The sequence below is a fragment of the Janthinobacterium sp. BHSEK genome (genome assembly GCF_056174685.1).
In genome coordinates, this window is sequence record NZ_JBWBYV010000044.1 from 152,048 (window position 1) to 166,554 (window position 14,507).

At 66.9% G+C, this 14,507-nt stretch carries 12 protein-coding genes; 5 read left to right on the plus strand and 7 right to left on the minus strand.

What is annotated here, in order from left to right; genetic code table 11:
* Nucleotides 1–68 precede the first annotated feature (68 nt).
* The 3 genes from AC0V2Y_RS16385 to AC0V2Y_RS16395 form a co-directional block, all read right to left on the minus strand.
* Complete coding sequence (locus tag AC0V2Y_RS16385) at nt 69–2,480, minus strand: catalase (protein ID WP_475414806.1); 2,412 nt, start codon at nt 2,478–2,480, stop codon at nt 69–71.
* A 240-nt stretch (nt 2,481–2,720) separates the two neighbouring features.
* Nucleotides 2,721–3,074, minus strand: coding sequence for an ElaB/YgaM/YqjD family protein (locus tag AC0V2Y_RS16390; RefSeq protein ID WP_475414807.1), 354 nt, complete (start codon nt 3,072–3,074; stop codon nt 2,721–2,723).
* Nucleotides 3,075–3,406: 332 nt separating this feature from the next.
* The gene (locus AC0V2Y_RS16395) at nt 3,407–3,820 is read right to left on the minus strand and encodes a DoxX family protein (RefSeq protein WP_475414808.1); all 414 of its coding nucleotides are present in this window, start codon (nt 3,818–3,820) and stop codon (nt 3,407–3,409) included.
* Between the two features lie 184 nt (nt 3,821–4,004).
* On the opposite strand from AC0V2Y_RS16395, the gene AC0V2Y_RS16400 reads away from it, so the two are divergent.
* The 3 genes from AC0V2Y_RS16400 (at nt 4,005) to AC0V2Y_RS16410 (ending at nt 6,533) form a co-directional block, all read left to right on the plus strand.
* Nucleotides 4,005–4,982: an alpha/beta fold hydrolase gene (locus AC0V2Y_RS16400; protein WP_475414809.1), complete on the plus strand. Its 978-nt coding sequence runs from the start codon at nt 4,005–4,007 to the stop codon at nt 4,980–4,982.
* Between the two features lie 172 nt (nt 4,983–5,154).
* Nucleotides 5,155–5,880, plus strand: coding sequence for a sensor histidine kinase (locus tag AC0V2Y_RS16405; protein ID WP_475414810.1), 726 nt, complete (start codon nt 5,155–5,157; stop codon nt 5,878–5,880).
* Between the two features lie 8 nt (nt 5,881–5,888).
* Nucleotides 5,889–6,533, plus strand: coding sequence for a response regulator (locus tag AC0V2Y_RS16410; protein WP_475414811.1), 645 nt, complete (start codon nt 5,889–5,891; stop codon nt 6,531–6,533).
* A 23-nt stretch (nt 6,534–6,556) separates the two neighbouring features.
* Here AC0V2Y_RS16410 and AC0V2Y_RS16415 read toward each other — a convergent pair whose 3' ends face one another.
* Nucleotides 6,557–6,841, minus strand: a complete 285-nt coding sequence (locus tag AC0V2Y_RS16415; RefSeq protein ID WP_475414812.1) for a XapX domain-containing protein — start codon at nt 6,839–6,841, stop codon at nt 6,557–6,559.
* A gap of 72 nt (nt 6,842–6,913) precedes the next feature.
* A complete protein-coding gene (locus AC0V2Y_RS16420) occupies nt 6,914–7,600 on the minus strand; it encodes a hydrolase (RefSeq protein ID WP_035828118.1) in 687 nt (228 codons plus the stop codon).
* A gap of 199 nt (nt 7,601–7,799) precedes the next feature.
* On the opposite strand from AC0V2Y_RS16420, the gene AC0V2Y_RS16425 reads away from it, so the two are divergent.
* The gene (locus tag AC0V2Y_RS16425; protein WP_475414813.1) at nt 7,800–8,432 is read left to right on the plus strand and encodes a response regulator; all 633 of its coding nucleotides are present in this window, start codon (nt 7,800–7,802) and stop codon (nt 8,430–8,432) included.
* Here the strand turns inward: AC0V2Y_RS16425 and AC0V2Y_RS16430 are convergent.
* Both AC0V2Y_RS16430 and AC0V2Y_RS16435 read right to left on the minus strand, forming a co-directional pair.
* Nucleotides 8,406–11,480, minus strand: a complete 3,075-nt coding sequence (locus tag AC0V2Y_RS16430) for a sensor histidine kinase (protein ID WP_475414814.1) — start codon at nt 11,478–11,480, stop codon at nt 8,406–8,408. The genes AC0V2Y_RS16425 and AC0V2Y_RS16430 overlap by 27 nt on opposite strands.
* 8 nt (nt 11,481–11,488) lie before the next feature.
* Nucleotides 11,489–12,187, minus strand: a complete 699-nt coding sequence (locus tag AC0V2Y_RS16435) for a YoaK family protein (protein ID WP_475414815.1) — start codon at nt 12,185–12,187, stop codon at nt 11,489–11,491.
* Between the two features lie 243 nt (nt 12,188–12,430).
* On the opposite strand from AC0V2Y_RS16435, the gene AC0V2Y_RS16440 reads away from it, so the two are divergent.
* Nucleotides 12,431–14,305, plus strand: a complete 1,875-nt coding sequence (locus AC0V2Y_RS16440; protein WP_475414816.1) for an amidohydrolase — start codon at nt 12,431–12,433, stop codon at nt 14,303–14,305.
* The last annotated feature ends 202 nt before the right edge of the window (nt 14,306–14,507 follow it).

Consider the following 14,507-nt stretch of genomic DNA (forward strand, 5'->3'; position numbering starts at 1 on the left):
GCGCGAAGTTGCGCACCATGACGTCAGCGGGGCAAGCCAGGCCTGCCCCGCTGACGCTCAAGCGGGCATCACACGCGGGGCGGATCCGTTTCGCGCGCAAACGCCCGGTGCGCGGCCAGTGCCTTTTTAAAGGCCGCCACGCCTTTCACCACGTCGCCCGCCGGCACGACGATGATGGCGGGGTCCGGCTTGCCGTCAGGCAGGGTCGTCGGCACGCCGGCCTTGTCCAGCAAGCCCTTGCCGGCGCCGATGGCCAGCATCGGCTTGCAGTGGCGATACTGCAGGCGCAGGAAGTCGAGCGCGTTGGCGTCGCTGCCCAGCTGCTGCACGGCGCCCTGCCCATCCGGGACCACGACGGCGTCGAACAGCACGGACGGTCCCGTTTCGAGCGAGATTTCCACGTCGAGCGGCGCGCCGCCGCTCGTGTCGACTTTCCCCAGGTGGCTGCCCACCAGGCGCGGCACGGCGCCGTCGGCCAGCAGCGAAGCATAGATGCTGCGCACCTGCGCGCCATCGCTGCCCGGCCCCACGAGGATGGCCACGCGCAGGGTATGGATGCCCGTCTTGCCGGGACGGAAAAAGAGCGACAGCGACGGCGACGGCGGATACGTGGGAATCGGCAGCATGGACACGGGCGGCATGACGGGCGGCAGCGCCAGGCCCAGCGCATCGGCCAGGCGCTGCGCCAGGGTCTCGTCGACATTGCGCAGCATGGCGACGATGCGCTTGCGGATCGCCACCGTCTGCACCTTGCTCAGTTCAAAGCGGAACGCATGCACGATATGGTCTTGCTCGACCGACGTCTGGCTGATCCAGAACAGACGCGCCTGGCCATAGTGCTCGGCGAATTTCTCGGGCTTGCCGCGCACCTTGTCGCCTTCGGTGGGCGCGGGAAAACTGTTGAACCCCTTCGCGCCCGCCTGGAACGGACAGCCGCCCGCCAGCGAATTGGGCTCGTAGGCGACCCGGCCCCGGTTGATGGCCTGGCGGTGGATGCCGTCGCGCTGGTTGTTGTGCAAGGGCGCCAGCGGAGAGTTGATGGGGATTTCATGGAAGTTGGCGCCGCCCAGGCGCGTGATCTGCGTGTCGACATACGAGTGGATGCGCCCCTGCAGCAGCGGGTCGTTGGAAAAATCGATGCCGGGCACGATGTGCGCCGTGCAAAAGGCCACCTGCTCCGTCTCGGCAAAAAAATTGTCGGGATTGCGGTTCAAGACCATTTTCCCGACGGGGATCAGCGGCACCAGTTCCTCGGGAATCAGCTTGGTGGGGTCGAGCACGTCGAAGGCAAACGCCTCGGCCTGCGCTTCCGTGAAGACCTGGAAGGACAGCTCGTATTCGGGATATTCGCCGCACTCGATGGCTTCCCACAGGTCGCGACGGTGGAAATCGGAATCGGCGCCGCTGATCTTGACGGCTTCGTCCCACACCAGCGAGTGCGTGCCCGCCATGGGCGACCAGTGGAATTTGCAGAATACGGACTGGCCCTTGGCGTTCACGAGGCGGAAGGTGTGCACGCCGAAGCCCTGCATCATGCGGTAGCTGCGCGGGATGGCGCGGTCGGACATGGCCCACATCAGCATGTGCGTGATTTCCGGCGACAGCGAGGCGAAGTCCCAGAAGGTGTCATGCGCGCTGGCTGCCTGCGGCATGCCATTGTGCGGCTCGGGCTTGACGGCGTGGATCAGGTCGGGGAATTTCATCGCGTCCTGGATGAAGAAGACGGGGATGTTGTTGCCGACCAGGTCCCAGTTGCCTTCGTCCGTATAAAACTTCACGGCGAAGCCGCGCACGTCGCGCGCCGTGTCGGTCGAACCGCGCTCGCCGGCCACCGTGGAAAAGCGCACGAAGACGGGCGTGCGCTTGCCCGCCTTGGCGAACGGCGCGGCGCGCGTCAGCTTGCCTTGCTCCTTGTAGCATTCGAAATAGCCGTGGGCGGCCGAGCCGCGCGCATGCACGACGCGCTCGGGGATGCGCTCATGGTCGAAATGTGTGAGTTTTTCACGCAGGATAAAATCTTCCATCAGCGTGGGGCCGCGCAAACCCGCCTTCAGCGAGTTCTGGTTGTCGCCCACGGGCACGCCCTGGTTGGTCGTCAGCACGCAGCCGCTATCGTCGCTGCGGGCGCCGTCGAGCGAGGCATTGCGCGCATTCTCGCCCAGCGCGGGCTGGCCATCGCCCGTCTTCGGCGACGCCAGCGTTTCGCCCGTGGTGCTGGCCGTGGCCAGCGCTTCGCCGGCCGCCACATGCACGCCTTCGGGCGGCGTGCGCGCCGCCTCGCCATACTGGCCGGCTTCCTTGGGATTATCGGCCATGGCGGCGGACAGCTGCTGGCCGGCGGCCGTCTTTTGCAGCAGCGCGCGGGTCACGTCATTGTCCGCGCCCAAGCTGTGCGGCGCATCGCCGTCGGATGGTCCGGACATGCTGCTCAAAACGGAACCCGCACCGTCCGTGGACGGCGTTTTTTTATTGGTAGCCATTACGTCTCCTGTGAGTAGTTTGCCCCGGGAGAACGCTACAACTCCCTCATTCAGCGCACGAACAGGGCAATCAAAATAATGATGGGAATAGGAATGCCAATCAACCACAACAAAATGGAGCGCATCATCACTCTCCTTTACTGCCTGCTACTACCTTGTGCGCGTGGGCGCCGCTCCGGCCCGCCATGAGGGCAGACCGGGCCAGCGCCCACGACAAATACTTCCAGGAAAGCGTAAAACTTATTTGCGCGAACCCAGCAGCTTCGACAGGCCATAACCGGCCGCCGCCGCAATCAGCAGGGACACGGCCGGGCGTTCGCGCACATAGCCGCGGCCCGTTTCGCCGGCGCGCTGGCAGGCGGCGCCCAACTGCTTGCCGCGCGCCATCAGGCGTTCCGAGGCCTTGCTGACGGTGTCGCTGACCTGCTCGATGCGGTCGCCCACCTGGTCCACGCCGTCATGGGCGCGCGTGGCGACCTTGTCGGCCAGGGGCTGGGCCTGGCTCGCCACCTTGTCGATGGTGCGGTGCAAATCCTGGCGGGTATCCTGGGCGGTGCCGTTCATCTCGGAGCTGGTTTTTTCAATCGCGTTCATGATGGTTTCCTTCAAAGGTGAATAAATCAACCATGCTCGATGCCGTGACCGAATCATGATTCTCCTCGCTTCCGGAAAAAAGAAGCGGCTAAACGCTGCCGGGCTGAGCCATATCAAATGCTGGATCAGCAGCAAGCTGTTGGCACCACCTTAACCGCGCCCGCCGCCCGCCACCGTGCGGTGCCACACGTTGAAGCACAGACTTAAATTCCTGATGGAAATAACAATCCCCGCCGGCCTGGTGGGGCGGACGGGGATCGGTGTGAAATGGTGTTATTTAGGCGTAGGTCGGGTTAGCGGAGCGTAACCCGACACATCGTTGACATCACCGCTTACGCCCGCAACCGCGCATCGAGCGAATAGCGTCCCGCGCCGCTGATGGCAATGCTGCCGAAGACGATGATCAGCAGCCAGCCGAACTGGCCGTCGGCGATGCTCCAGTCCGGGTGCACGAGCAGCATCGACACGCCCAGCAGGAACAGCAGGGGCAGGCAGGCCAGGCGCGTCAGCAGACCGGCGGCGACCAGCAGCGGGCAGAGGATTTCCGCGAACAGGGCGCAGTACAGGGTGGCGGCGCGGCCCAGGTGCAGCGGGTCGTCGATGTGCGCCAGTTCCTCGGAAAAATGCAGCAGCTTGGGCAAGCCGTGCACGTGCAGCACCAGCAGCGCGCCCGCCACGCGCGCAAACAGCAGGCCGGCATCGGGTAAGAAGGGGCCGGCCAGCGCCGCCATCCAGTATTTCTTCATGTTCGCTCCAGTGGAAAAGGCAGGCGGCGCGGCGCGCCGCCGCCAGCCATCATAGGCAGGAGGGAAACCCGGCGCGACTGGTCTTTTGGCAGAGGCGCCGGCGCGCGCGAAGGCCTAGACTGGCCGCTGCCATCACTGGTCCAGGCCCTAAGCGGCCCCTCCCCCATCCCCGAAGGAAAGCATCATGTCGAAGAAAATCGAAGCCGAAGAAGTCAACTCCCGCCGCAAGCTGCTCGTCAGCGTCGCCGGTGTCGCCGCCGGCGCGGGCCTGCTGGCCGCCGGTGGCGCCAGCGCCGCCGCCAAGCCTGCCGCTGCCGCCGCCGCGCCGGGCAAGCTCACCGTCAACAGCGTCACCGTCAAGGACGGCACCGTCATCCATTTCAAGGACTGGGGCACGGGCACGCCCGTCGTCTTCAGCCACGGCTGGCCCTTGCAGGGCGATGCCTGGGAAGACCAGATGATGTTCCTGGCCAGCCACGGCTACCGCGTGATCGCGCACGACCGCCGCGGCCACGGCCTGTCCAGCCAGCCATGGCAGGGCAATGACATGGATACCTACGCCGACGACCTGGCTACCCTGCTTGACGCGCTCGACATCAAGGGCGCGACCCTGGTCGGCCATTCGACGGGCGGCGGCGAAGTGGCTCGCTATATCGGCCGCCATGGCGAAAAGCGCGTGGCCAAGGCCGTGCTGGTGGGCGCCGTGCCGCCGCAGATGGTCAAGTCGGATACCAATCCCGGCGGCTTGCCGATGTCCGTCTTCGACGGCATCCGCGCCGGCGTGCTGGCCGACCGTTCGCAATTCTTCAAGGACCTGACCGTGCCGTTCTTCGGCGCCAACCGTCCCGGCAACAAGGTGTCGCAAGGCATGCGCGACACCTTCTGGCTGCAGGGCATGCAGTGCGGCATCAAGAACGCCTACGATTGCATCAAGCAGTTTTCCGAGACGGACTTCACGGCCGACCTGAAGAAAATCTCCGTGCCGACCCTGGTGGTGCACGGCGGCGACGACCAGATCGTGCCGATCGACGCTTCCGGCAAGGCCGCGGCAAAGCTCATCAAGAACGCCAAGCTGGTCATCTATGAAGGCGCGCCGCACGGCTTGCCGGCCACCCACAAGGACCGCCTGAACGAAGACTTGCTGGCCTTTATCAAGTCCTGATCCGCTCTTTGCTTCCCGCACCGCCGGCCCGCCCGGCGGTGTTTCCTGCCCCTGCCTTGCAAAAAAACCGTCCGCCTCCCCCATTCGTATAAGTGCCCTGGCGACGATGCCATGCATACTTGTTGCAATGCGGCATACGCCGCGACAGCACAGGAGCACGGCGATGGCCAGCATGCATTCTTTACCTCAGCAGCAAGACCCCGGCCTGACGCAGGTGCAGCGCATGAGCGGCATGGGCGAATTTGCCGCATCGGTCGCGCACGAGGTGCGCCAGCCGCTGGCGGCCATCGCGCTCAACGCCGATGCCGCCTTGCGCTGGCTCGACCACGATCCGCCCCGCCTCGACGAGGCGCGCGCGGCGCTGGCCCTGGTCGCCAGCGCCGGCAGCCATGCCAGCGCCGTGCTGCGCAGCGTGCATGGCCTGGCCTGCCATGCGCCGGGCAGCCACGCGCATTTTGTCGCCGACGACGCCGTGCAGGAGCTGCTGCCGCTGCTGCGCGCGCCGCTGCTGCGCCACGCCATCGACCTGCAAACGCGGCTGGCGCCGGGCCGCCCGCTGCTGCATGCCGACGCGGTGCAATTCCGGCAAGTCCTCCTGAACCTGCTGATGAACGCCATCGAGGCCCTGCAGGGCACCAGCTGCCGGCCACGCACGGTGCTGCTGTCCTCGCGCCTGGATGGAAGCGTGCAGCATTTCAGCATCGCCGACAATGGCGCCGGCATCGCGCCGCAGGCGGCCGCCCGCCTGTACCACGCCCGTTATTCCAGCAAGCCGGACGGCATGGGCATGGGCCTGGCCATCTGCCGCCGCATCCTCGACGCGCATGGCGGCCGCCTGTGGCATGCGCCCGGCGCGCCCCACGGCAGCGTCTTCCACTTCACCCTGCCAACACCATGAGCACAAGCATGCACATGCCCCGCGACGACGACGCCCCTATCTCGCTGCTGATCGCCGACGACCACCCGCTGATCCTGGCCGGCCTGGCCTCGCTGATCGCGTCACTGCCCGGCTTGCGCTTATTGGGCCAGGCCGGCACGGGCCACGCCGCCGTGGCGCTGTACCGGGAGCTGCGGCCCGACGTGGTGCTGATGGATTTGAACATGCCGGAAATGCATGGCGTCGAGGCGATCGAGCGCATCTGCGCGGACGATGCGCAAGCGAAGATCGTCATCCTCACCACCTACCAGGGCGAGGACAGCGTGCACCGGGCCCTGCGCGCCGGCGCGCGCGGCTACCTGCTGAAGGATGCCGGCTTCCTGCAACTGACCCAGTGCATCGGCCAGGTGGCCGCCGGCAGGCACTACCTGCCGCCGGAACTGGCGGCGCAGCAGGCCGGCCGCATCGAGGCGAACCGCCTGTCGAAACGCGAGCACGACATCCTGCTGCACCTGTCTGCGGGCAAGAGCAACAAGATGATCGCGCGCAGCGCCGGCATCGAGGTGGGCACCGTCAAATTTCACGTAAATAATATTTTGACCAAGCTCAACGTATCAAGCCGCACCGAGGCGGCCACGGTGGCCGCCCGGCGCGGCTTGCTGGGCGCGTTCTAACGTTTTGACTCGGCAGGCGGGGTTCAGGCGGCGCCGTCATCCTGCTGCTGCTGCGACTGGGCCTTGGCCAATGCCGGCTTGGCTTCCACGCCGCTGATCTTCGGCACGCATTCGCTGCGCAGCCACGACACGGTCACGGCTTCGCCCGCCATCAGGCGCTTGACGCTGGGGACGATCTGTTCGCCGATCAGCATGCCCAGCAGGCCTATCAGGGCAATGGCTGGCGGCGCCGGCGAGCGTACCTGCAGGACGGCGTAGATGATGCCAACCAGCAAGCCCACGGCGAGCGAAATCACATATAACTTCATGGCGCATTCCTTTCGATGAAAAAAACGCCGCACGCGGTCAGGCGCGCGGCGCATGGCATGGCCGCGCGGCGTTTATTTGGCCGGCACCGGCGCCAGGGTGGCGTGTTCGCCATGGATGCGCTGCGGCGCCTTGTGCACCATCGTGTAGGCGTAATCGACGCCCATGCCGTAGGCGCCCGAATGTTCGCGCACGATGGCCATGACGGCGTCATAGGTCGCCTTGTGGGCCCAGTCGCGCTGCCATTCCAGCAGCACCTGCTGCCACGTCACGGGCACCACGCCGGCCTGGATCATGCGCTGCATGGCGTAGTCGTGCGCTTCCTTCGAGGTGCCGCCCGATGCATCGGCCACCATGTAGATCTCGTAATCGCCTTCGAGCATCGCGCACAGGGCGAAGCTGTTGTTGCACACTTCCGTCCACAGGCCCGAGACGACGACTTTTTTCTTGCCGTTGGCGGCCAGCGCATCGCGCACCTTCTGGTCATCCCACGAATTCATCGAGCTGCGCTCGAGAATATCCTTGCCCGGAAAGACGTCCAGCAGTTCCGGATAGGTGTGGCCGGAGAAGCTTTCCGTTTCCACCGTGGTGATGATGGTGGGGATGTTGAACACCTTGGCGGCCTTGGCCAGGCCCACGGTATTGTTTTTCAGCGCCTGGCGGTCCATCGACTGCACGCCGAACGCCATTTGCGGCTGCTGGTCGATGAAGATGATCTGGCAATTGTCGGGGGTAAGGACTTCCAGTTTCGGATTGGTCATGATGTCATCCATGAAGAGTGGGGTTGAGTGGGTACTGCCGTGCATCGTATGCCTGGCGGCGTGCCCGCACCACTATCTAAATATAGGCTCCCCCCGAGCAATCCCCCTCGGCAGGCTGGCAGGCGCTGCGGTAAAATACCTTTTGCTCACCATCTTCCGACGACTCTTGATCGATCACTCCTCTTTGCCAGGCAACGTCATGCGCAGCGATGCGGCAGCGATACGCGTCCTCATCGCCGACGACCACCAGTTGCTGCTCGACGGCATCGCGGCCCTGCTGCGCGCCTTTCCCGGCGTGGCGCTGGTGGGCCAGGCCACCGATGGCCAGCAGGCGGTGCAGCAATTTGACGCGCTGCAGCCCGATGTCACGCTGATGGATTTGCAGATGCCGCGCATGAGCGGCCTTGACGCCATCGGCGCCATCCGCGCGCGCCATCCGCAGGCGCGCATCATCGTGCTGACCACCTACAAGGGCGACACGCAGGTGCTGCGCGCCATCCGCGCGGGCGCGTGCGGCTATGTGCTGAAAAGCGCGCTGCGCCACGAATTGCTGGCGGCGATACAGAACGTGCACGCGGGGCGGCGCCACATCACGCCCGAAATCGAGGCGGAGCTGGCCCTGTATGCCTGCAGCGACGTGCTGTCGAACCGCGAACTGGACGTGCTCAAGCAAGTCGCGCAAGGCAATTCCAACCGCGAAACGGGTGCCCTGCTGCAGATCAAGGAAGAAACCGTCAAAGCGCACATGAGCACCATCCTGGCCAAGCTGGGCGCCAGGGACCGCACCCACGCCGTCACCATCGCGCTACGGCGCGGCATCCTCGACGCCTGAACGGCGCCAGCGCTGCCACCAGCGTCGCAACGGGCCGTGCGCCGCCGGCCAGGCGCGCCGCGCCGGCACCCGCAGGCGCCACTGCGTGCCGCCCCCGTCGCGCCCGTCCACGGACAGGCGCGCGCCGAGCCGGGCGGCGCGCTCGCGCATGCCAGGCATGCCCCAGTGTCCGGGAATCTGCCCGTTCGCCGCCACCACCGGCGGCAAGCCCTGGCCATCGTCGCGCACGACCAGTTCGATGCCGCCGCGCGCATGGCGCACCGCCACCTCGACCACCTGCGCGCGCGCGTGCTGGAAGGCATTGCGCAGCGCTTCGCTGGCGATGCGGTAGATTTCGTGCGCGGCGCGCGCATGCAGCATGCGCGCCTCGCCCTCCTCCGCATAGCGGAACACGATGCCGTGCTGCGCCGCCAGCCGCTCGCCTTCGCGCCGCAGGATGGCGCTCCAGCGCGCGCCCGCATCGTCGCCGGCGCGCAAGTCGTGCACGTGGTCGCGCCCCTCGCCCAGCATGCGGTCGGCGTCGTCGAGCGCGCGCAGCATGGCGGCGCGCGCGGGATCATCCTCGGCGATGGCCATGCTGGCATTGTGAAAGTGCAGGATCATCGCCTGCGTGCCCTGCAGCAGGGTATCGTGCAGCTCGCGCGCGATGCGTTCGCGCTCGGCCTGCTGCGCCTCCATCCGCACCCGCAGGCGCGCGGCGTGCCGGCCCAGCCGCCAGCGGTAGGCGACGTACGCGGCGGCCAGCAGCGCCGCCGCGCACAAGCTGCGGAACCACCATGTCTGGTAGAAGGCGGGCAGCACGCGGAACGGCAGTTGCGCCACCGTGCTGTCCACGCCGTCGCCATTCGCCGCGATTAGCTCGAAGCGGTAGCTGCCCGGACCCAGGCCCGTGTACTGCGCCAGGCGCCGGCCGCCCGCCTGCTGCCACTGCGTATCGTAGCCGTCGAGCCGGTAGCGGAACTGCAAACGCTCCGGCGTGCCCAGACTGGCGGCGTTGTAATGGAATTGCACGTCGCGCGTGCCGGCCGCCAGTTGCAGGCCGGCGCTTGCGGCTGGGTCGACGCGCCGGCCGTCCGCCAGCAGCGCGCCGATTTCCACGCGCGGCGCCGGCAAGGCCGCAAGCGCCTGGCGCGGATCGATCCAGAACGTCGCGCTCTGGCGCGAAAACCAGATCCTGCCATCGTCCGCTTCGGCCACCGAGCGGTTGTGCAGCATGCCGATGCTGCCGTTCAAGCCATCGACGGCATCGTACGAGGTGGCGCGCATGACATGGGCGGCGTCGCGCAGCGCCAGGTCCACTTGCGCGGCGGGGATGTGCGCGGCGCCGCTGCCGTGATTGAGCCACAGACTGCCGTCGCGCGCGCGCAGCAGGCCCACCACGCCCTCGGTGGCGCTGGCCGGCTCGCTGCGCAGGGTGACGAAGCGGCCGCCGCGCCACAGCGCCACGCCACGCTGCCCGCCTGCCCACACCTGCCCGTGGTATTCGATCAGCATGGGAATCTTGCCCAGGTCCAGGCCCTGCGCGGGACCGAAGGCGTGCAGCCGCCCCTTTTCCAGCATGGCGACGCTGCCATCGGCATACGACAGCCACAGGCGCCCGGCCGCGTCGGCCAGCAGCGCCAGCGGCACTTTCGCGCCGCCATCGGGCAACAGCGGTTCGCGCCGCCAGGTCCCGTCGCGGTACTGAAAAACGCCGGCGCCGCTGAACACGCCCCAGATGCTGCCATCGGGCGCGAGCACGCCGGCGCGCATGCGCTTGAGCGCGGCCGCGCCCGATGGATAGGCGATCGTGCGCAGCACGCGCCCATCCGCGCCGGCCAGCTGCTGCAGGCCGGCGCGGGCCGCCACCCACAGGCCGCCCGGCGCTGCCAGGATGGCGCTGACGGGCCCAAGGCGCGGCGCGCGCAGCACCGTGCCGTCGGCCCGCGCCAGCAGCAGCGGCCCCAGGACGTCGTCGCGCGACAGCCACATCGCGCCTGCCGGTCCGGCCAGCATTTCCTGGGTACGGAACACTTCGGCCACGCCGGGCGCGGCGCGCGTGCGCAGGACCACGGGCGCGGCCTGGCGGAAACGGTCCAGGCCGCCGTACGTGGAAACCCAGACATTGCCTTCATTGTCGTCGCACATGGAGCCCACGAGGACATTGCTCAGGCCATCGCGCGGCAGGAACGATTCCGTGTCGCTGCTGATGCCCAGCTGCCCCGGCGCCAGCGCGCCGGCGCTGCGCGTGCGGTGCAAGCCGTACTGGCTGTCGAACCACAAGGTACCCGCGCGGTCGACCAGCATGCTGCCGCTGGTGCCGCTGGTATCGCGGTAAATCCACCGATGATCGAGCTGCTCGTAGCGTTCCAGCGACTCGATGATGCGGATGCCGCGCATCTCCAGCAAATAGATGCGGCCGTCCGGTCCCTGCTGCGGCGGCGCGCGCAGATCGAGCCGGCCGATGGGCGGCGCGAAGCGCGACTGCGTCGCCTGCCATATGAACAGGCCTTTTTCACTGAACACGGCGACGCGGCCATCGCGGTCGGCAAACACGGCGGACGCCTTTTGCGCCGTGTAGCCCTGCGCCGCTCCCATCGTCTGCCAGCGCCGGCCATCGAAGCGCGAGATGCCGGACACGCCGGCCGCCCACACGGCGCCGTCGCCGCCGATGGCAAAGCCCCAGATGGCGCCCGCCTGCACGCCCTGCGGCTCGGCATAATTGCGCACCACGCCATCCTTGACGTGGCTGATGCCGCCCACTTGCCAGCCTATCCACATGCCGCCGTCGGCGGCGCGCTTGAGCGCCAGCGCCACCGTGTCGGGAAAGCTGCCCTGGCGCACGCGCACGGGCTCGAAGCGCAAGCCGTCGAAACGGCGCACGCCCGCATGCGTGCCCAGCCACAGGAAACCGTCATTGCCCTGTGCCATGACGATGATGTCGTCGGGCGCGCCGTCGCTGGCCGTCCAGCGCGTGTGCTGCAGCTGATGGATGCCGCGCGCGGCATCGATGGCCAGCCCGCAAGGACTGGCCAGCATGAACATCAGCCACAGCAGGAAGGCGCGCATGGCGGCCGTCAGGACACGGGCACGGCGGTCCGTCCGCTACGCTGCTCCACCACGATCAGGCCGCCCAGCAGCACCAGCGGCACGGCCAGCGCCGCGAAACCGAAGACCAGGTAGCCAAAGCCGGCAGCGATGGCGCCCAGCGCAAAGGCCAGCAGCGGCCAGAAGAATTTTCCGCAGCGCGCCCGCGTGCCCCCGTCGGCCGCGCCGCGCAGCACGTCGACGGTGTCAAGCACGATCTGCGTCACGTTCCCCGTCATCATGGAGGTGGGCGCCAGATGCGCCAGCAGCAGACGGCTGGTGGCGCTGTGCACGCCCATGGCGGCCGTGCCCAGCAAGCCGGCGAACATCGCCAGCGTGCCCACTTCCTTGCCGACCGGCTCGGCCAGCACGCCGAACACCATGAAACCGGCCAGCAAGATCCATTGCAGCAGGAAGGCCAGCGTCAGCGCCGGACCGCCGCGGCGCTCGATGGCCAGCACCATCAGGCGCGTGACGACGATGCCGGCGATAAAGGCAGGAAAGGCGAGAATTTTCAGCAGGATGGGGATGCGCGTCGGTTCGGCCAGCGCGGCGCCGATCAGCACGAAGTTGCCCGTGACATGGGCGGTAAACAAGCCGAACAGGGCGATAAAGCCCAGCGTATCGACATACCCGGCCAAAAAGCCCAGGCTGGTGCCGTATAAACGGCTGTGTGGTGCTTGATCCATGAGGACTCCCTGCGATGCGGTAAACCGCGATAAAAAATGCATCCGGACGCATGCCCAGCCGCCAATGCCGGCATGGTAAGCCATGTCGCGCGCCGCCGCACCCGTCCTTAGACCAGTCGGCGCGCCGCCATACCTGCCATACCTGATCTTTTGGCCCGTGTCCGCCCCCCGGGCCCTGGGCTACACTGGCCGCAGATCCTGGCCACGCCCCGGCCTCCCGCATTGCCACCATGGAGCTGCATCATGACCGAACCGACCCTTTCCTCCGCCGCGCCGCTGATACTGATCAACGGCTGCTTCCACACCGTCGACAAGTCGTGCCCACAGGCGAGCGCCGTGGCCATCGCCGACGGCAAATTCCTCGCCGTCGGCGATGCCGACGACGTCATGCGCCACCGCAAGCCGGACAGCCGCGTGATCGACCTGGGTGGCCGCACGGTCATTCCCGGCCTGAACGACTCGCACCTGCACCTGATCCGCGGCGGCTTGAACTACAACCTGGAACTGCGCTGGGAAGGCGTGCCATCGCTGGCCGACGCCCTGCGCATGCTCAAGGAGCAGGCCTTGCGCACGCCGAACCCGCAATGGGTGCGCGTGGTCGGCGGCTGGAACGAATTCCAGTTCGCGGAAAAACGCATGCCCACCCTCGACGAAATCAACGCGGCCGCGCCCGACACCCCCGTCTTCATCCTGCACCTGTACGACCGCGCCTTGCTGAACCGCGCGGCCCTGCGCGTGGTCGGCTACGACAAGAACACGCCGAACCCGCCCGGCGGCGAAATCGTGCGCGATGCTGCCGGCAACCCGACGGGCATGCTGATCGCGCGGCCGAACGCGATGATACTGTATGCGACCCTGGCCAAGGGCCCGACCTTGCCGCGCGAACTGCAAGTCAACTCCACGCGCCAGTTCATGCGCGAACTCAATCGCTTGGGGCTGACCAGCGCCATCGATGCGGGCGGCGGCTTCCAGAATTATCCGGAAGACTACGCGGTGGTCGAGGAGCTGGCGCAAAAGGAGCAACTGACCATCCGCATCGCCTACAACCTGTTCACGCAAAACAAGGGCCGCGAACTGGAGGATTTTGAAAAATGGACGGAGATGGTCACGCCGGGCCAGGGCGACGATTACTACCGCCATAACGGCGCCGGCGAAATGCTGGTGTTTTCCGCCGCCGACTTCGAGGATTTCCTTGAGCCGCGCCCGGACCTGGCGCCCGGCATGGACGACGAACTGGAAAAGGTGGTGCGCCACCTGGTCTCCAAACGCTGGCCCTTCCGCCTGCACGCCACCTACGACGAATCGATCGACCGCATGCTGACGGTCTTTGAAAAGGTCAACCGCGATATCCCGTTCGACGGCCTGCACTGGATGTTCGACCACTGCGAAACCATCACGCCGAAAAACATCGACCGGGTCAGGGCGCTGGGCGGCGGCATCGCCATCCAGCACCGCATGGCCTTCCAGGGCGAATACTTTGTCGACCGCTACGGCGCGGAAGCGGCCAAGGCCACGCCGCCGATCGCCCGCATGCTGGCCTCGGGCGTGCCCGTAGGCGGCGGCACGGACGCCACCCGGGTGGCCAGCTACAACCCGTGGACGGCGCTGTACTGGCTGGTATCGGGCCGCACCGTGGGCGGCTTGCGCCTGTACGACGCGGGCAGCCGTTTGTCGCGCGACACGGCGCTGGAACTGTGGACGGCGGGCAGCGCCTGGTTCTCGAGCGAGCAAGGCAAGAAGGGCCGCATCCAGGAAGGCATGCTGGCCGACCTGGCAGTGCTGAGCACGGATTTTTTCAGCATCGATGAAGAGGCGATCAAGTCGATCGAATCGGTGCTCACCATCGTCGGCGGCAAGATCGTCTACGGCCAGGCGGAATTTTCCCATCTGGCGCCGCCAGCCATCCCCGTGCTGCCCGACTGGTCGCCCGTGAAAAACGTGGCCGGCCACTACCGCGCCGCGCCGCCGCAAAAGACCAGCGCCATGCAACAGCACCAGTGCCAGGGCGCCTGCGGCGTGCACGCCCACGCCCACGACGTGGCGCGCAAGAGTTCCGTACCCGTCTCCAGCCACTCCGGCTTCTGGGGCGCGCTGGGGTGCAGCTGCTTTGCGTTTTGAGACGCGGGTGAAAATGCCATATAACGGCAAGAACGTCTGAATGGCAGGATCGAAGCCCTGCATTTTTCGACAGTGGTGCGGCTGCCACCCACGCCACTGTCATTTATACGCGAGAGGAGTCTGACGCCATCTCAGGAGAGAAATGCATCAAATGCTAATTGCGATCAATCACACGCGATCCCCTTGATTGTTTACATCTTTC